Source organism: Ignavibacteria bacterium (assembly GCA_017303675.1).
Classification (GTDB): Bacteria; Bacteroidota; Ignavibacteria; order Tepidaquicellales; family OLB5; genus OLB5.
On the sequence record JAFLBX010000002.1, the window covers coordinates 1,288,405 to 1,308,179 of the forward strand.

Here is a 19,775-nt window from a genome sequence, read left to right on the forward strand (position 1 = left end):
ATATTATTAACCTCAATAATTTCTTTTTGTGAACCTTTATTTAACAGAACGCTGAATCCTGTATTCTTGTAATACAATTTGCGTGCCATGAATTCTGTTGTTATTTTTTAATATTTTTAAATAAGAGCCTGTACATTTTCATAATGTATGACAATTATTTCAGACAGAATTGTCAAACCAATTTCAAAAAAATTGGTTTGTAGAAATTCAAATTACATATAGATGTTATACCAGCGTTTATGAAAAATTAATTTTTGCAGAAGATAGTTATGAGAACCCTATTTGTATACCAAAGGTTTTTAATTATTAATGCAATAATAAAAATATATTACCAGCCTATCAAAAATTATACCGCTTAAAAATTATAAGCCATAAAGTTTCAGAAAAAAAATTCGATGAAACAATTCTCTTTTAAAGGGAGGACAAAATGAAAAAACACATCTTAGCCGCATTTGCGCTGTTAGCGCTTTGCATATTCACTAACATTTCAAGCGCCCAAATCACCACCTACAGCTTTACCAACAGCTCTGGTATGGTGATAACAGGCGTAAGCATTTCACCAAATGACGCCAATACATGGGGTACTAACCTGAACACCACAGGAAACGTGGCTGTTGACAGGTCATTTGAATTCACGCAGCCTCTTGACAGGGCAAACTGTATATATGATGTCAGATACCAGGGTGAGGACGGCACTTATTACTACCTCCAGGATGTAGATCTCTGTACTACAACTACAATTACACTCACTAATCCTGCCCAGGATGACAGAGGAAAGATGAAATAAACATCACCTGAATTAACCATAGCAGGCAGCAGCCCGTGGGGGGCAATTTTATACTGCCTGAAAATAAAAAGGGGTTAGTCTCCCCTTTATATAAAAAAACCCCGCCATTTCGCCAAGGAAATGAGCGGGGATTTTTTGTGAATCAAGAATTGAAAATTTTTTTATAAAAATTCAATGAACTGATTTTAGAAATACTTTGTTGGGGAATATGAAAAGTCTAACAAACATTTTATAATTTTTCTGAAAGAGGTTACCATGAAACAGATGATCTTCGCTGCAGCTTCACTTCTAACGCTTTGTATTTTCAGCTCTTCATCTTACTCACAAAACCTGGTTTACAAAGTCACAAACAATTCAGGTATGATATTGAAAGGTGTGCGGGTTTCACCCAACGATGCTAATAACTGGGGATTCAATCTTAACATCAGCGGGAAAGTTGGAATTAATCAGTCATTTGAGTTTACACAAAAAGTTGACAGCACAAATTGTATTTACGATATTCGCTATCGCGGCGAAGATGATAAATACTATTATATGCAGGATGTTGATCTTTGTAATTCAAAAACCATAATTCTGCTTCCTCCTACTGAGTTGGAATAACCTTAGGAATAATTTAACAGTTTAATTATCAAAAAACCCCGCCATTTCACCAAGGAAATAAGCGGGGATTTTTTATATCCTTAATTATTGTGATTGTAAAACATTATAATTAGGCGGATACCTACAGTGTCGAAATATTATTCCTGCAAACTTACTCACCCACCTGCTTCACAACTCAACTATTTATCTTCTCAAGAATATACATCTTTATCTTATCCTTATGAATCCTCTCCTGCTGCATACTGTCACGTTCGCGGATTGTAACGGTATCATCTTTTAAAGTGTCGTAATCAACAGTTACACAGTAAGGAGTTCCGCATTCATCCTGCCTGCGGTAACGCCTGCCCACTGCGCCTGAATCATCATAAAATACCTTAAATGACTTCTGCAGTTCTTGAGTAATATTTTGTGATATTTCCTGAAGCCCGTCTTTGTTAACCAGCGGGAAAACAGCGCACTTTATCGGCGCAAGCTTTGGGTGAAAGTGCAGAACTGTACGAACTTCTGATTTACCTTCTGATGTCGGAGCTTCATCTTCATCAAATGCATTGCATAAAAATGCCATAAATCCGCGCGTTGCGCCGGCTGATGTTTCTATGACATACGGTATAAAACGCTCTTTGTTCTGCTCATCAAAGTAATCCAGCTTTTTGCCGCTGAACTTGGTGTGCTGGCTTAAGTCAAAATCACTGCGGTTATGTATTCCTTCAATTTCACCGAAGCCAAAGGGAAATTTGAACTCAATATCAACTGCGGCCTTGGCGTAATGCGCAAGCTTATCTGCCGGGTGCGGGGCAAAGTTCAGATTCTCACGCTTAATACCGAGATCAACCCACCACTGTATGCGGCGCTCTTTCCACTCATTATAAAGCTCATCATCACTGCCGGGCTTTACAAAATACTGCATTTCCATCTGTTCAAATTCACGCACTCTGAATAAGAAATTCTTTGTGTTAATTTCATTGCGGAATGCTTTTCCTATCTGGGCAATACCGAAGGGCAGTTTCTGCCGGGTTGATTCCTTTACATTGCCGTAATTCACAAATATTCCCTGCGCTGTTTCAGGCCTTAAATAAGCAATTGAATCTTCGCTTTCAATTGCCCCTATATATGTTTTGAACATCAGGTTGAACTTACGCGCATTTGTGAAAGTACCTGTATTACCGCAATTGGGGCATGTTATATCAGCTGTAAAAAGATCAATATTATCACTGAAATAATTATTTATCGATGCTTCATTGGAAGAAGCCTCTTCATAGCCTAAAGTGGTTTTAATTTTATCTTCAATGTGCTTTTTGCTTTTTTTAGGGAGTGTCTCAAATAACAGGTCAACCCTGTAACGAGCTTTGCACTGCTTGCAGTCAACCATTGGATCAGTGAAATTCTCAACGTGGCCTGATGCTTCCCACACCCTTGGATGCATAAGGATTGAAGCATCCAGCCCTTCAACATCATCGCGGTATGTCATTGCCTGCCACCATGCCTGCTTAATGTTGTTGAGAAGCTCAACGCCCAGCGGTCCAAAATCCCAGCAGCCATTCAGGCCGCCGTAAATTTCAGATGACTGGAATACAAATCCGCGCCTTTTGGCAAGGGATACAATTTTATCCATTGAGGCATTGCTGCCCTGTTTACTCTTTGAATCGTTCTTCATTATATATAAATGTTTGATTTTTATGTGAAAGGCAAAGATAACGGTTTGGGAATTTTGAAAAAACACAGAAACTTGACCATGATTGACATGATTAAAGGATTACTATGATAGTAAGTATTGATTAAAAGAGATAGTCCTGATTCGGTCTAATCGTGGAAATCATGAAAATCATAGAAATCAAGGTAATCATGGTAATCAAGGTCTACTCAACTATTATATCACTCTTATCCTTCGGATTATAATAAACCGTTACATTATCACCTTTTCTCGGAACATTGACGCGTGACACAACCATTTCAACCTGCGCGTCAAATGATGGCTCTCCCGGAGGCATTACTTCGAGATACATTCTGACCATTGGATTTTTATTGACAGTGATATTCATATCTTCAACTTTTAAGATCTCAGCTTCACATTTTACGCCTTCTTTTTTAAGCCGTTTGATCTTTTCTTCATCGTGTCCGGTTAATTTGTTCACTTCTTTTTCTACGATATTGCATGCTGTCACTGCAATTAATAATACGATCAGGCTCAGTATATATTTTTTGTTCATGGGATTGTTTTAATTTTCGCTAAAATAAATCAATTTGAATTAATAATCTATATTATATAATTACAACTGCTGGTAATTTTTACGATCATGGTTGGTATGTCAATTTTCCATTGTAACTATACACTATATTAGATATTTTGCGCAATTATTCAATTAAAATTAATAATTTGCACTACGACCCGATTAAAGATAAAATTGGCGGAATTGTAAAAAGATCGCCGTTTTTAAGGAAAATTTTTTATAAGATTCTTGGATTAATGTTCCTTAGGGAATGGTATGTTAAACGGAAAATCAAAGAGCTTTACGGTAAAAGGGCACCTGATGATATTCTGGATGCTGGCTGCGGTTTCGGGCAGTATTCATATTTTATGGCTAAAAAATTCCCAAACATGAAAATGCTGGCAGTTGATGTTAAGGTAGATTACCTTGAAGACTGCAAATATTTTTTTGAAAAGTGCGGTATCAAAAATACGGAATTTGAATATGCTGACCTGACTCAGATAGAATTTAAGAACAGGTTTGATTTTGTGCTTTCAGTTGATGTAATGGAGCATATCGAAGATGATATAGGAGTATTTAAAAGATTTTACGCAGCCTTAAAACAGGGCGGCAGGGTTATGATAAATACTCCTAGTAATATTGGCGGCAGCGATGCTGAGCATGAAGATGATGACAGCTTTATTGGTGAACATGTCAGGCTTGGATATTCAAAGGAAGATATCTGCAGCAAGCTTGAAGGCGCAGGATTTAAAATTGAAAGCTTTGAATACACTTATGGTAAATGGGGAAATCTTTACTGGAAGCTTGGTATAAAGTACCCTATGTTAATGCTTAATAAATCACAGCTTTTCTTTATAATACTTCCATTATATTATTCATTAACAATTTGGTGGACCCTCCTTTTTATGTGGCTTGATGTAAACGATAAAAATAAACCCGAAGGAACAGGTGTGCTTGTAGTCGGCAAAAAAGTATAGAAACCGGTGAACAACTGAAATCCAGCAGCTTACTTATCCAATGTCAAATGTCAAAATCCAAATGCCAAAAAAAATGAAAATACAAATTATCCCCATTGACATTTGAGCTTTGGAATTTGGCATTTAAACAGCAAACAACAATTGAACCTAATTTTCCTCATTCCGGAAGTAGCGAACTAATCATTTGAAGAAGGTCTTAATCATATCATATTACTTTCCGCCATCCGGGGGACCCGGAGTGCAGCGTGTGCTTAAATTCGTTAAGTACCTGCCTGAATTCGGCTGGAAGCCGGTAGTACTTACCGTAAAGGATGGTGATTTTCCTGCCAGGGATGAATCACTGTTAAATGAAGTACCTGATGATGTTGATGTTCACCGGACTGATATATTCGAGCCGTATGACCTTTACAGAAAGCTTACTGGAAAATCAAAAAATACCGCTGTTGATGTGAATAATATCGATGGCGGAACAAAGTCTAAATTGAGTGACAAAATAGCTGAGTTCATCAGAGCGACTTTTTTTATTCCAGATGCAAGGATAGGATGGAAAAAACATGCCGTAAAAGAAGGTAAAAAAATAATTGATGAACAAAAGCCGGATATAATATTTTCATCATCACCGCCCTATACCTGTGCTTTAATAGCAATGGAGCTTAAAAAATATGCTGAAAAAAAATACGGCACTCCTGTGCCGTGGGTATCTGATTTCAGGGATGCATGGACTGATTACCTGACTACACCAAACAGATGGTTCCTGCCTAAAAAAATTGACAGGAAATATGAACGGACTACGCTTGATAAAGCCGATACTGTTACTATTGTTGCCTCGGGTATGAAGGATGATTTTGAAAGGAAATATCCTGAAGTTTCAGCAAAAACTGATTTTGTTCTGCTTAGAAACGGATTTGATTCTGATGACTACAAACATACTGCCGCAAGCAGCATTAAGAATGAAAAGTTCACAATGGTTTACACAGGCTCAATGTACGGCAAACGTAATCCTTATTACCTGCTCGATACAATTTCAGAGCTGGTTAAAGCCGGCAGTATTGATAAAGATAAGATCAAATTCATCTTTGTTGGCAGGCTTGGAAGCGATATTTCTGACTACATAAACAGCTCAACTTTAAAGGATACGATTGAGATTATATCTTACGTTCCGCATTCCGTTAGTATTGAATATTTAATGAAAGCAGACGCTATGCTGCTGCTTATTGATGAGGATAAATATTCCAAAATGATATTAAGCGGCAAGGTGTTTGAATACCTTGGCGCAAGTGCACTCACAGGTAAACCGGTATTTGCAATTACAGGTGATGGCGAAGCCAAAGATCTGCTAATAGAAACTAAAGCAGGTATTATCAATCCGCATCATCAGCCGGAAGTTCTGAAAGAAAATTACCTGAAATTATACAATGGTTTTTTTGAAAATAATACCGCAATTTTACCAACTTCAGATAAAAAAGCTATAGAAGCATACGAAAGAAAACTGCTGACAAAGAAATTAGCAGAAATATTTGATAAACAACTGAAAATCAGTAAATAAGAATTACTTAAAACATAAATGGCACAACAAAAAAGTACTGCAAAAACTCAATCAAAAAATAACCCATTAAAAAAGGAAACACAAAGAAGCTACACAATTGATTTTATTCCGGCAAAGTGGCAGACTCCTGTTTTTCTGGCGGTAATTTTAATTTTAATACTTGTATTCTTTAATGCGGGATTGTTTGGCGGGAAAGTATTTTCATCCGCTGATAATGTAGCCTCAGGCAGCTTTAAAACATTCCTTGATGATGCAAAGGCTAAAGGTGAATTCCCGTTATGGGTACCTTATATTTTTAACGGTATGCCAAGCTTTGCAGCTTTAGTGCCGCATCTTGAAAGAACTTACGATCTTTCACACGCAGTGTGGGTTTACGCCCGAGATGCAGTTTATATGCTGTTTTCAGGAAATGACGTTTGGGCGATTGTTCTTTTCTACATTATATTCGCATTTTCTTTCTATTTCTTAATTGATTACAAATTCAAAGATAAACTGATCGCATTATACGCTGCTATAGCAGCAGTGTTTATTACACCGATTATTCAAATGATAATAGTGGGGCATAACAGTAAAATGATAGCTGTTATGATGTTTCCCGCAGTTCTGCTGATGCTTGAAAAGCTGTATGATATGATTGCCGAAGGCAAAGTGAAGGAAAATATTTTTAAGATTCTTCTCTACTTTGGCGTACTTGTTTTTTTCATTCACGTACAAATGAGCTCTAACCATGTGCAGATGCTGTTTTATTTCTTCTCAGGCATCGGTATTTATATGGTATACAGGCTAATATTTAACCTGGTTAAAAAGATCGATTTCAAGCCTGCGCTTATATTGCTGGCAATATTTATTGTTGGGGTTGGCTTAAGCGCAATGATGTATGCTGATTCTTATATGTCAAGCCGTGAATACAATAAATATTCCATCCGAGGAGTTCCCCCAATTACCCAGGCACCGGGTGAGCAGAAGGTATCAGGAGCAGCTGATTATGAATATTCTACCAACTGGTCATTTTCACCTGTAGAAGTTATGACATTCTTCGTACCGTACTGGGTTGGATTTGGTGATGTTGAAGTAAAAGGTCAGCGGGCAAATACATATTGGGGACAAATGCCGTTCACTACCTCACCAATGTACTTTGGTATTATAACTATACTGCTAGCGTTTATCGGGATTTACTATAATTTCAAAAAAAGCGCACTAGTTCAGGCTATGGTTGTAATTTCATTTTTATCATTATTATTATCATTCGGAAGAACATGGCCTTTACTGTATGATATTTTATTTTACAACCTCCCCTACTTCTCAAGTTTCCGGGCTCCGGTGATGATACATATCCTTATCAATGTAGCGTTTGTTATACTTGCAGGTTTTGGGATAAAATCAATAATTGAAATAACACGAGATAAGGCTCAAACGGCGGGATTTTTGAATTCAGCAAAGTTCATTTTCCCAATACTTGCGCTTCCGGTATTGCTTTCTTTAATTGGTTTCCAGGATTATTACACTTCACAGGTTTCATCCGGTCCGCTGGTCCAGAAGCTGACTCAGCAGGGAGCTTCACCGCAGCAGATTCAGCAGTACGTAGGGCAGATATCCCAGATAGCTTATGATAATGTAAAATCAGAGCTTCTTATTGTGGGTGTACTTTTACTGGCATCATTTGGTATGATCTATCTTTTTGTTAAGGGTAATATCAAGTACCAGGTGTTTTTACTTTCAATAATACTTATTACTGTTATTGACCTGTGGCATATTGATTTTAAAACCCTCCACTGGGATAATAAAACGGATATTGAATCGTATTTTAAAACGCCTGATTACGTTGACTGGATCTTAAAAAACGAAAAAGACCTGAACTCTTTCCGTGTGCTTCATCTTGAAAAGGGCCAGCCGGTTCGTGAAAATACACTTGCATACTGGCGTTTACAGAACAATTACGGTTACCAGGGTGCGAAACTGCGAATTTACCAGGATATGGATGATGTTGTTGGCATGACAAATCCCGCAGCATGGCGTTTAATGAGCACCAAGTATATTATCACAGACCAGCCGTATAATGACAGCATGTTCACTACGGTTTTTAAAGGCAGTAAATATATTCTTAAGAACAATAATTACTACCCGAAAGCTTTTTTTGTTAAAGGAACTAAAACAGCTTCAGGAATAGATATACTGAACAGTATTAAAACCGGAACTGTTAATCCGCAGGAAACAGCATTTCTTGAAAAGGACCCGGGTATTAAAATTGATCCGGCTGATTCAACAGCTTCTGCTAACATAACAGGTTATGATATTCATAAAGTAACTATAGATGCAGAAACATCAGGCAATAACCTGCTATTTGTAAGTGAAGTCTACTATCCTGACTGGAAAGTTTATATTGACGGGCAGCCTGCGGAAATTCTAAAAACAAATTATCTTTTCCGCGGAGTTGTTGTTCCCAAAGGCAAACATAAAATAGAATTTAAATTTGAGCCTGAAACATATTACACCGGTAAAAATATTTCCATGGGAACAAATATTCTGCTTGCCGCAATTTTCGGTATAGCCATCGGGGGTATGTATTTCCGCCGCAAAAAACAGCAGGAAACAGAAGAAAAAGCAGATAAAAGCTGATATTTATAAGTAGTATCTTTTACATACTAAAGATTAGTCAATTTAACATTGACTAATCTTTTTTTATTATATATATTGTAATTACAAAATTTATCACTGCATCTTTTCGTAAACAATTCTTAATCAATGTTATGAAAAAGTCCATTCTTTTTTTGTTAATGATAGGAATTACATTAACAAGCTTCTCACAGATGTTCCAGAAAATAACCAATCAGCCTCTTGTTACAGAAAATGGTTACGGTTCAGGCTGCGCCTGGGGTGACTATAATAATGACGGCAAGCTGGACCTGATAGTAACATCATACAATGATTTCGGCTCATCAACTTTCCCTCAGTTATATAAAAATACAGGCAACGGAAATTTCCAGCTTGCAAGCGATAACACTATAATGACAAACAGCCTGAACCAAACATTAGCTTGTGCCTGGGGTGACTACAATTACGATGGCAGAATGGATCTTTACATTGCTACAGGTTTAAATCAGCCAGATTTGCTTTATAAAAACATGGGCGGCGGAAATTTTACAAGAATAACAAACTGCGTTCCACTCGTCAATGGTCATAGCGGCGGTGTAAACTGGACTGACTATAATAAAGATGGTTACCTTGATATCTTAAGCGTGCAGCACGGAACAAATTTGCTTTACAAAGGTTTGCCGAACGGCGATTTTCTACAGGTAACTACGGGTCCAATTGTAACAGATAACGGACTACACAGGAGAGCAGTTTGGGGAGATTATAATAACGATAAATACCCTGATCTATTTGTGGCAAACGGAGATTTCCAGAATGATGATCTATACCTTAACAACAAAAACGGTACGTTCACAAAAATCACAACCGGGTCTGTTGTAACTTCAGGTGGATATGGTTCAGGCTGCGCATGGGGAGATTACAACAACGATGGATGGCTTGATCTTTTTGTAGCCAACAGCGGAAAGAATTTCCTGTATAAGAATAACAAGAATGGTACTTTCACCAAGATAACATCAGGCGCAATAGCTAATGATGAGGATAACAGTTTTGGGTGTAACTGGGGCGACTATGATAACGATGGAGACTTAGATATGTTTGTGGCAAATAATTACGGACAAAAAAACGCTTTATATAGAAATGACGGAAATGATAATTTCACAAGGATGAACAGCGAAGCTGTTTCAACCGATAACAGTTCAAGTGTGGGTTCCGCCTGGGGAGATTATAACAACGACGGTAAGCTTGATCTCTTCGTTGTAAATCAAGGCAACGGTTCACAGGGTGAAAATGATTTCTTATTCAAAAATACAGGAGCATCTAATTGGTATTTAATGTTAAAATTCTGGGGTGGCGGTATCGGCACCAGGGTTAAGATAAGGATCGGCAGTTACATTGCTATAAGAGAAGTATCCGGCGGAAACGGATGCAGTTCACAGGATATGCCTTGGGTCCATTTTGGATTGGGATTTTTGGCAGATAACCCTGTTATAGCGGCTGATTCAGTAATTGTTGACTGGCATGACGGCACAACTGAAATAATGACAAACGTGCCTTTAAACCAGGAAATTGATTTTTTTGGTGTAGTTCCGGTTCAGCAAATCAGCAGCGAGGTACCGGCTGTTTACTCACTTGAACAAAACTACCCGAACCCGTTCAATCCTGTTACTAACATAAATTATTCAATTGTAACCGGCGGTGAAGTTAAAGTTACATTGTTCGATATATCCGGTAAAGAAGTTGATGTACTGGTTAATGGTGTTCAGTCACCTGGCAAATATTCAGTAAGCTACAACGCTTCAAGGCTGCCAAGCGGTGTGTATTTCTACAAGATAGAGGCAGATGGTTTTACTGACACTAAAAAAATGATATTAGTTAAGTAAAGACTACAATAAGTCAGTTAAAAGGCAGGATAATAATCCTGCCTTTTTCATTTTATAAAAGCAATTAAGTTGATATTTTTGCAGATTGTTAAAAGATATTAAAAATACAATTAGCCAGTCTGCTGTATACGGTCTCAGCCGTATTTCTACCAAGCTGATCGCATTTATCCTGCTTCCTTTATTAACTTTGAATTTCAGTGTACAGGAATATGGAGTCTATGTTCTCACAGAAAGTCTTTGGCAGATATTATGGGCAGTTTTTCTTTTCGGGTTTGAATCCGGGGTAGTAAGGTGGTATCTTGAAATTACAGATGAGATCAAGAGAAAAAGATTTCTGTTTTCAACTGCCTTGTTCCTCCTTGTTTTCAATGCTGTTTTGTTTGCAGCTATTTATCTTTTTTCTCCTCAGCTTTCCGGTTTGGTTTATGAAAATACCGGTCTCACAAAATTTGTTATATATGCTGCAATGATAGCAGCTGTTGAATCTTTTTCTTTTATAATTTTTCTACTGCTGAGAATTGAAGAAAAAGCTAAGCTTTATTCTGCTCTGGCGGTACTTTCTACTTTAATTTCTCTTGTACTGCAGGTATATTTCCTTCAGTATACCTTGATCAAACTAGAGGGAGTTTTTATTGCAAAAATAGCAGCTCCAGCAATTGTAATTATAATATTGCTCCCCTACTTTATAAGGCATATTAAAATTGGTTTTGAAAGAACCCTTTTGTCTGAACTTTTAAAATATTCCTTCCCAATCATGATTGCCAGTCTAGTTATTACCCTGCTTAACCAGGCAGACAGGTACATATTAGGATATTTAAAAGGACTCAATGATGTAGGCATTTACGGATTGGCTTATAATATTTCGGGTTTGATAAATTTCCTGGTTGTTTCGCCATTTTCACTGGCATTTACAGTACTTTCATGGAAAAAGCTGAAAGATGAAAATGCGAAACGTTTTTATACCAAAACCATCACATATTTATTTCTTGCGGTTATATACATATCACTTATAATTGCGCTTTTCACTCCGCATTTGATCAAGATCTTTACTATGAAAACAGATTACTGGATAGCATCTCAATATGTACCTTGGATAATCCTTGCTATGCCGTTCTACGGGATTCATTTTGTAGGTGTTTTCAGCTTTTATGTTACCAAAAAAACCAAATATGTTTTTATTAGTTATGTTACAGCGTTAGTTGTTAATGTGATATGTAATTTCATTTTTATTCCTATATTTGGTATATATGGAGCATGTTTTGTAAATTTAGGGAGTTTCTTTATATTGTGCCTAATAATTTATTACTTTTCAAAAAGAAATTATTTTTTTGAGTATGAGTGGTATAAGATCGTATTAATGCTTTTATGTTATGCTGCTTTAGCAGCGCCATTTTTTTATTTTTCTTTCGATAACAGGGTCTTAGAAATAGCTCTTAAAGCTATTGCTGTTATTTTATATCCGTTTATACTCTATATATTCAGATTCTATGAACCCATTGAAATTAAATCGTTTAAAGGCTTTATCAATAAATATCTGTTCCGAGTAAAATTCTAACTACAATTTTTTAACATGGGATACAAAGGATTACCGAAAGATGTGACCCGGGTAATAGCTCCTCCGTTGTGGGATTCATACCACTACGTAAGTGTACTCACCCGTAAGGCTTATGAAAACACAATACCCCGGTTGCTTAAACAGGGAGAAAAATACAGGATTCTGGATTATGGCTGCGGTGCAAAGCCATATCAATATTTATTTGAAGGTCATATTTCTGAATATATTGGTGTAGATGTAGGCAATAATCCAAAAGCTGATTTTTCAATTGTACCTGGTGAAAAGCTTAAGTTTGATGATAAAAGCTTTGATTTCGTGCTCTCATCACAGGTTTTAGAACACGTTCAGGATGTTGAGCAATATATGGGTGAATGTTTACGTGTACTTAAACCCGGCGGAATTCTGCTGCTTTCAACGCACGGTACCTGGCAATTCCACGCATCACCATTTGATTATAACCGCTGGACCTGTATGGGGCTGCAGTATTTAATTGAGCGCAGCGGTTTTGAGGTCTTAGAATATAAGCCTATTTTGGGACAGCTTGCAGTAACATCACAATTAAGGCTCAGCTTTTTTGATTCATTTGCAAATATGATTGGAACTGCCGGCAGAATAATTCTTGCGCCTGTAGCTTTCTTTTATCAGATCAAAATGATGATCGAAGATGCAGTAACGCCGGCAAGAGTAAAAAAACGTGATTCTGCAATTTTTCTTTTTATTGCGAAGAAAAAATAAAGCCCTGAATGAAGGATAAAAAGAAAATATTATTCATAAAAAACCTTTACCAGAATCCAAAATTTATTACCAACGACCTGGAAATACTTTCCGAAAACTACAATGTTAAGCTTCTGAATTTTAAAAGCAGGCGTAATGCGCTAATTATATTTTCACTGTTTCACCAGTTTTTTTACCTTCTTTTTAATATTTGGAAATTCGATCTTGTCTATATCTGGTTCGCGGATTATCTATCATTCTACCCTGTATTATTTGCAAAATTGACCGGTAAAAAGTCCATAATCTGTGCCGGAGGTTATGAGGCTACTTATATTCCTGAGATCAATATGGGTGTTTTTACAAATGCTTCCGTCTCAAAATCAGTTAGAGCGTTCTGCGTACGTTTCAGCCTTAAAAACTGCACTTATATCCTGCCTGTTGATGAAACACTTATAGAACATATCAATAATTATATATATTCAGATATTCCGGGGAAATCTCCGGTAAAAGATGGAATCAAAAATTTCATTCCCGGCATAAAAACTGAATTCCTTACAATGTACCTTGGGTATGATTCAGAATTTTTCAAAAAATCAGCGAATCTTAGCAAAGAAAGATCAGTTGTAAGCGCAGGTTTGATTGTGAATGATGATGAATTCAGACGAAAGGGGTTTGATCTGCTAATAAAAGCAGCCAAAGAATTGCCTGATATAAATTTCGTCTTGATAGGTTTCAATAATGAACAATTAGACAAATACACAGGATCAGTTTCTCCAAACGTTAAGCTGCTTGGGATTGTACCTTACGAAAAGCTTGTTGAAGAATACTCAAAAGCTAAAGTGTATGCTCAGTTTTCTATGTTTGAAGGGATGCCCAGCACAATATGCGAAGCTATGCTCTGTGAATGCATTCCTATTGGTTCAAATGTAAATGGTATACCTAAAATTATAGATAATTATGGACTGACAATTAACAAAAGGGATACTGAAGATGTTAAAACGGCAATTGTTAACTCAATGAACATGCCGGACGAATTTGGTATTAATGCAAGAGAACATATCAAAAATTTATTTCCTTTAAAAAAACGTGAAATGGAAATTTTAAATCTTATAAAAAATTTAATTAATTAATAATTTTAGGAAAGGTTACATTCAAATTAGCATTCATCAGATTTATAAACTATCTTTTTATTAATTCATTTACCTTTTCTACCAGCCATTCTTTAGAGTTTGTTACGGTTTTTTCAATTTCCAGCTTAAGGAATTCCGCTTCACTGTAATTTTTATCAGCTTTAATTTTTATCAGCTTTAAAAAAAGTATAGAAAAATTAGTATATGAGGTTCGGTGTATATCCGCATATGTTTTATCATTCTGCACCATTTTCCTGTAGCTTTCTGCAAATGAAATTCCAGCTTCAAAATCATCCAGCTCATAAAACATTTTCATTGTCATAGCCTTAATTTCATGCTTGGTAAGGTAATGATCATTTTTTACCGATTGCAGCTCTTTTAACGCAGCATCAAACCTTCCGGTATTATACATTACCAGTGCTTTTGTCCACGCTTCCAATGATTCACGCTGTTCAGGAAGAATTTTCTGTATGTAACCTGTCATAAATTCAGTTATCCAGTCGTTTTTCTGCAGGTTGCTTGATGTTAATACTATATTACGGTATGTCTGCAAATTCATAAAATCCCCTTTTTTCTGAACATACAAACCTCTTTCAAGCATTTCTTTATGTACTTCGTGCAGTTCTGTTTTAAAGTACCTTTTCCCTTCAACAAATTTCCTTGTACAGATATTCTGCAGGCTGATAAAAATTGTGAACTGATTTTCCCATGTAAGGTATTTCATGTTTTCCAGCGCTATTTTTTTATATTCAAAATAATAGTTATCATCATCAAAATTCTTAAACCCAAGGTATCTTTTATGGAAAAGATCAAATACCGGGTAAAGCTCAGGATCATTTTCCATCAGCATTTTCCCTGCGGATTCCAGGTTAATCCTCTCAAGCAATTGCAGCACTAGATTGCTTTTACCGCTGTACATAGTTGTAATTCCAACAAGGATATTAAAGGCAATATCAAGCAGGTTTACCAACGAATCATAAACCAGATAACGCTGAACGCTTTGCATCGATTCCTGCTGCTTGTTAATTAAGTTACTGTAATCCAGAAAATAATTTATTTTTTCAAGCTCAAGCCTGTACCTGTTTCTGAAATACTCGCTGTCAACTGAGCCTTCTGTAACATTTAATTTTTCTTCCAGCGCTGCAGAGCCTGTTTCAAATAATTTTTCAATACGTTTCTCTCTTATAACTCGAAGGTAATGCAGTTCGCACTCAGTTTCAGATGCTTTAAATGCCCTGAACCTCAGGTATTCTTCGGTAAGCTTTATCAAAGCAGAACCTGCTTTGCGCATCAGCGCATCGCTGTAGGGTTTATCTTTATATATTTTTTTAAAAAGCTTTTCTTTGGCTATAGCTTCATTTTCAAATTGTGGATAGTATTTTTTCAGTTCGTCAAAAACCCTCACAATATACGCACCTTCTTTGTTAAAAAAGCTTGAGTCAATAAATTTCCTGAAATCCTTTATCTCTTCAGGTGAAAAAGCCTGTAATATTCTGATTAATTTGGAATTATGCATATAATTCTAATAATTATTTCCTCACAAAATACATAATATTTTCAAATAAATTCATACTATATTCGATAGTAAATCTTTACAATAATGAAAAATTTTAAAAATTTCCCTCACAAAACTTTGAATTTTTCTTTCAATTACTATTAATTAAAAAATATATTTACAAAACAATCAAAAAAAGATATAAGTCATCATGAAGTGTGATAAAAGTCTTGAATAAAAATAAGAAAAATCATAAATTTAACTATTACCTAAAGGAGGTAAACAATGAAAAAATTATTTAAAATTCTGGGCATTTTGCTCATAGTTATAATTGTATTTGCGGCAGGCGGATACATTTATCTTCAGGCAGCGTTTCCCAAGGTGAGTGCGGCACCTGATTTAAAAATTGAGCCTACACCTGAAAGGCTTGAACGCGGCAAGTATCTTGCCAACAGCTATGCTTTCTGTATCGATTGCCACAGCACACGTGATATCAATAAATTCAGTATGCCGGTAGTGCCCGGGACTGAAGGTAAAGGCGGCGATGATTACGGTGAAGGAGCAGGATTCGTTCCGGCTTCAAACATAACAAGTGATAAAGAAACAGGTTTAGGAAACTGGACAGATGGTGAAATATTCCGTGCTATTACTTCCGGTGTAAATAAAGACGGTAAATTTCTTGCTCCAATGATGCCATATGCGCTGTTCAGCAAAATGGATAAAGAAGACCTTTATTCGATAATAGCTTACATCAAGACACTGCCGGCTATAAAAAATAAAGTTCCTGAAAAAGATTTGAAATTTCCGGTTAACCTGATATTCAGAACTATTCCTGCTGATGTTACGGAATACGGCAAGCGTCCAGACGGGCTGGACAAAATAAAGCAGGGAGAGTATCTTGGCTACGGATGTAAATTTTGCCACTCGCCCAGCGAAAAAGGAGAGATCTTGCCCGGTATGGAATTCGCCGGGGGAATGGAATTCCCTATGCCTGATGGTACAATAATCCGTTCATCCAACTTAACACCGGATAAACAAACCGGGATCGGGAATATGACTAAAGAAATTTTTATGGCTAAATTCAAATCATGCATTGATGTGACCGGGCTTGATCCAAAATCACGCGGATACAATTCTCCCATGGCATGGAATTTCATAGCGAAGACTTCCACTGATAGTGACCTTGAAGCTATATATGAATATCTGATGGCTCAAAAACCGGTGAACAATAAAATTGAAAAAATTACGACTCAGGGACTGAAATAATCAGATTAAATCATTAATAAATCAGGGGCTTTTGCCCCTTTTTTATTATAGGTGTCTAAATTTACTAATTATTTCAACTAATATTCAGTTTTAATAATACATAGTATTTTTAAAATTCTAACATTAAATTACAAAATTAACTACTAATTATAACTATTTAATATGAATTCAATCATAAAAATTCTGATTCTTATCCTCTCCTTTAATTTTTTACATTTATACTCTCAGGAAATTATTATTCAGAATAATCCTTATGAAAAAGTAGATGAGTATACAAGTAAGAAAAAATCTTTTAACCGTGAAAAATGGTTTTACGAACAACGTATGTATCCTTTTAATCAGCTGCCTGATGATGCATATGGCAAAGCATTTGAACAAAAACAAGAATTACGCCGTACACAAGGATTCGCCTTTGATAATTCTGTTACATGGACAAATATCGGCCCAACATCCGGGTTTTACTTTGCATATTCAAATATTTCAGGAAGAGTAACAACTGTGAAATATGACCCTGTAAACCCTTCAATAATTTATATCGGAGCAGCATTCGGAGGTGTATGGAAATCTACAAATGGCGGTAATAATTTTTCTCCGATTAGTGATAATGAAATTTCAATGTCCTCTGGCTCAATTTGCATAGATCCTTCCAACACTAATATTCTTTATTACGGAACCGGTGAAGCAACCTACAGCGGTGCATCTTATTACGGAAGAGGTATCTTAAAATCAACAAATGGCGGTTCAACCTGGACAAATTACACTAATGGTTTGCCAAGCTTAACATATTGTTCAAGAATTGTAGTACGCCCCGGATTTTCCAATCAGCTTTTAGCTGCAATGGGTACATCGGGATTATACCGCTCAACAGATGGAGGCGTAAACTGGACTTTATCTGTATCCGGCAGGTGTGATGATGTTGTATTTTCACCCGACGGAAACAGTGCTTATATCGTAGGCGGAATCACGGGTTACAGAATTTCTACTGATGGTGGTGTAACATTTACTGCCAATACATCAGTCCCCATGGGTACAAGAAATCACATGGCTATTTGCAGAAATACCCCTTCCGTTCTTTATATCGCTACATATGCAGGAAGTACTATAAGTACATATAAATCTACTAACTCAGGTATTAATTATACTCAGGTTTCAGTAGGCCATAATTTTGATGGCGGACAAGCCTGGTATGATTTTTATATGCAGGTAAATCCTTTTGATCCAAATTTCGCATATGTCGGCTCTATCGATATTTGGAGGACTACCAACGGCGGAACAAATTTTGAAAATATTACCAATGGTTATTCAGGCGGGTCTGTACATGTTGATCAGCATAACATGGATTTTAATCCTCTGAATTCCAACGAACTTATAGCTGTTAACGATGGCGGAGTATGGAAATCGACTGACAGAGGTACTACATGGATTAATTTAAACGCAGGGCTGACTTTAACACAATTTTACAGAATAGCTGCTGATCCTAATAATGTTAATCATGTTATGGGAGGTACGCAGGATAACGGAACACAAAGGACTTTAGGAACGGTGAACTGGACTGCAGCATTTGGTGGCGATGGTGGCGAAGTATGTTTCCATTCACAAAGCTCTCAATTCATACTCGGTGAAACACAAAATAACGGTCTTCAGCGGTCACAAAACGGCGGTAACGGATGGCAAAACGCTACAAGCGGATTAACCGGTTCAGGCGCATGGGTTGGTCCTATTATTGCACACCCTACTACATCTGGAATTTTTTACACTGCACGACAGCAGGTATTTCAAAGTACTAACTGGGGTGCCAGCTGGACGGCTATTTCAAGCGGAACAAGCGGTACTATCAGAGAAATGGCTATCAGTAAATCCAATCCCAATATTATGTATGCTACGGTGAACGGTGTAGTATTTAAATCAACTAATGGCGGAATAAACTTTGTTAATTCATCCACAGGCCTTCCAACAAGAACAATTACAAGTATTAATATTCACCCTGATTCTTCACAGGTTGCAATAGTAACATTTTCAGGTTTTGGTGCCGGTAAAATTTACAAAACAACTGATGGCGGAGCAGTTTGGAATAACATCAGCGGAAATTTACCAGATTCTCCGGTAAACGACGCCTTGATATACTATCCAGGAACCTCAACAAGCATTTACTATGCTGCGATGGATATAGGTGTATTTTTTACTGATACCTGGGGTGCAACATGGACAGAACTTGCCGATGGTTTGCCAAATACAGTTGCTATGCATCTTGACTATCACCAGGCAACAAATACACTTCGTATCGGAACTCACGGAAGGGGAGTTTGGGAAACTCATAACCCGGTAGGAATAATAAACTATAATAACCAGGTACCGGCAGGATACTCATTACAGCAAAACTATCCGAATCCATTTAATCCTGTTACAAATATTAAATATGATATTCTCTCTGAAGGCTTTGTTAATCTGGCTGTATATGATATTTTAGGTAGAGAATTGAAGAAAATAATCAGCGAAAATCAAAGACCCGGCACATATACCGTACAGTTCGATGGTTCTGAGCTTTCAAGCGGAGTTTATTTTTATAAATTATCTGCAAATGGTTTCACAGAAACCAAAAAGATGATGATCACAAAATAGTTATTTCAAATCATAAAAAAAGGGGGGCAAGGCCCCCTTTTTTATTGCCTTAAGTCAATATTCTATCGTAATATCTGCAGCGTGAAAATAATCTCCGTGAAGATGTCCCATAAGAGTTAATGTTTTAGCTTTATCAAATCCGGCAGGAAGTTCTTTTTCAATAGTGACTTTTTTAATAATACCTGCTCTATCTTTAACATAAAATGATGCTCCGCCGCCGGGATTGGGAGTTATCCCTTTTTCAACAAGCAGCTCAACTTTAATATTTTTATTGGCTGTACTGTTAATATCAAAATTACCGAATGATTCAGTTCCATCCTTTGCGGTATTATATACACTATATAGAAGATAACCGATAAATAATACCACTACTGCGCCTATTATAATTTTTATATTTTTATTCATTT

The 19,775-nt window shown here is 36.6% G+C and carries 15 protein-coding genes; 11 read left to right on the top strand and 4 right to left on the bottom strand.

Features of this window, described 5'->3' with window-relative positions:
- Nucleotides 1-427 precede the first annotated feature (427 nt).
- The gene (locus J0M37_15150) at nucleotides 428-787 is read left to right on the top strand and encodes a hypothetical protein (protein MBN8586426.1); all 360 of its coding nucleotides are present in this window, start codon (nucleotides 428-430) and stop codon (nucleotides 785-787) included.
- Between the two features lie 255 nt (nucleotides 788-1,042).
- On the top strand, nucleotides 1,043-1,387 hold the full coding sequence (locus J0M37_15155; protein ID MBN8586427.1) for a hypothetical protein: 345 nt from the start codon (nucleotides 1,043-1,045) through the stop codon (nucleotides 1,385-1,387).
- Nucleotides 1,388-1,562: 175 nt separating this feature from the next.
- Here the strand turns inward: J0M37_15155 and J0M37_15160 are convergent, their stop codons facing one another.
- Both J0M37_15160 and J0M37_15165 read right to left on the bottom strand, forming a co-directional pair.
- On the bottom strand, nucleotides 1,563-3,041 hold the full coding sequence (locus J0M37_15160; protein MBN8586428.1) for a glycine--tRNA ligase: 1,479 nt from the start codon (nucleotides 3,039-3,041) through the stop codon (nucleotides 1,563-1,565).
- Between the two features lie 202 nt (nucleotides 3,042-3,243).
- Entirely contained in the window at nucleotides 3,244-3,594 is a 351-nt protein-coding gene (locus J0M37_15165) for a hypothetical protein (protein ID MBN8586429.1), read from the bottom strand.
- A 167-nt stretch (nucleotides 3,595-3,761) separates the two neighbouring features.
- Here J0M37_15165 and J0M37_15170 point away from each other — a divergent pair, with 167 nt between their 5' ends.
- From J0M37_15170 to J0M37_15200, 7 genes are all read left to right on the top strand, one after another.
- The gene (locus tag J0M37_15170; protein MBN8586430.1) at nucleotides 3,762-4,571 is read left to right on the top strand and encodes a class I SAM-dependent methyltransferase; all 810 of its coding nucleotides are present in this window, start codon (nucleotides 3,762-3,764) and stop codon (nucleotides 4,569-4,571) included.
- 184 nt (nucleotides 4,572-4,755) lie between these two features.
- Nucleotides 4,756-6,117 carry a hypothetical protein gene (locus J0M37_15175; protein MBN8586431.1) on the top strand — a complete coding sequence of 454 codons (1,362 nt, stop codon included), beginning with the start codon at nucleotides 4,756-4,758 and terminating at the stop codon, nucleotides 6,115-6,117.
- An 18-nt stretch (nucleotides 6,118-6,135) separates the two neighbouring features.
- Entirely contained in the window at nucleotides 6,136-8,733 is a 2,598-nt protein-coding gene (locus J0M37_15180) for a YfhO family protein (GenBank protein ID MBN8586432.1), read from the top strand.
- 131 nt (nucleotides 8,734-8,864) lie between these two features.
- Nucleotides 8,865-10,589, top strand: coding sequence for a VCBS repeat-containing protein (locus J0M37_15185; protein ID MBN8586433.1), 1,725 nt, complete (start codon nucleotides 8,865-8,867; stop codon nucleotides 10,587-10,589).
- An 85-nt stretch (nucleotides 10,590-10,674) separates the two neighbouring features.
- Entirely contained in the window at nucleotides 10,675-12,144 is a 1,470-nt protein-coding gene (locus J0M37_15190; protein MBN8586434.1) for an oligosaccharide flippase family protein, read from the top strand.
- Between the two features lie 15 nt (nucleotides 12,145-12,159).
- Nucleotides 12,160-12,879: a class I SAM-dependent methyltransferase gene (locus tag J0M37_15195; protein ID MBN8586435.1), complete on the top strand. Its 720-nt coding sequence runs from the start codon at nucleotides 12,160-12,162 to the stop codon at nucleotides 12,877-12,879.
- Nucleotides 12,880-12,887: 8 nt separating this feature from the next.
- Nucleotides 12,888-13,988, top strand: coding sequence for a glycosyltransferase family 4 protein (locus tag J0M37_15200; GenBank protein ID MBN8586436.1), 1,101 nt, complete (start codon nucleotides 12,888-12,890; stop codon nucleotides 13,986-13,988).
- Between the two features lie 49 nt (nucleotides 13,989-14,037).
- On the opposite strand, the gene J0M37_15205 is transcribed toward J0M37_15200, so the two are convergent.
- A complete protein-coding gene (locus J0M37_15205) occupies nucleotides 14,038-15,504 on the bottom strand; it encodes a hypothetical protein (protein ID MBN8586437.1) in 1,467 nt (488 codons plus the stop codon).
- A 264-nt stretch (nucleotides 15,505-15,768) separates the two neighbouring features.
- On the opposite strand from J0M37_15205, the gene J0M37_15210 reads away from it, so the two are divergent.
- Together J0M37_15210 and J0M37_15215 are read left to right on the top strand one after the other, a co-directional pair.
- Complete coding sequence (locus J0M37_15210; GenBank protein MBN8586438.1) at nucleotides 15,769-16,749, top strand: cytochrome C; 981 nt, start codon at nucleotides 15,769-15,771, stop codon at nucleotides 16,747-16,749.
- Nucleotides 16,750-16,911: 162 nt separating this feature from the next.
- The gene (locus J0M37_15215) at nucleotides 16,912-19,368 is read left to right on the top strand and encodes a T9SS type A sorting domain-containing protein (GenBank protein MBN8586439.1); all 2,457 of its coding nucleotides are present in this window, start codon (nucleotides 16,912-16,914) and stop codon (nucleotides 19,366-19,368) included.
- A 54-nt stretch (nucleotides 19,369-19,422) separates the two neighbouring features.
- Here the strand turns inward: J0M37_15215 and J0M37_15220 are convergent, their stop codons facing one another.
- Complete coding sequence (locus J0M37_15220; protein ID MBN8586440.1) at nucleotides 19,423-19,773, bottom strand: hypothetical protein; 351 nt, start codon at nucleotides 19,771-19,773, stop codon at nucleotides 19,423-19,425.
- Between the last annotated feature and the right edge of the window lie 2 nt (nucleotides 19,774-19,775).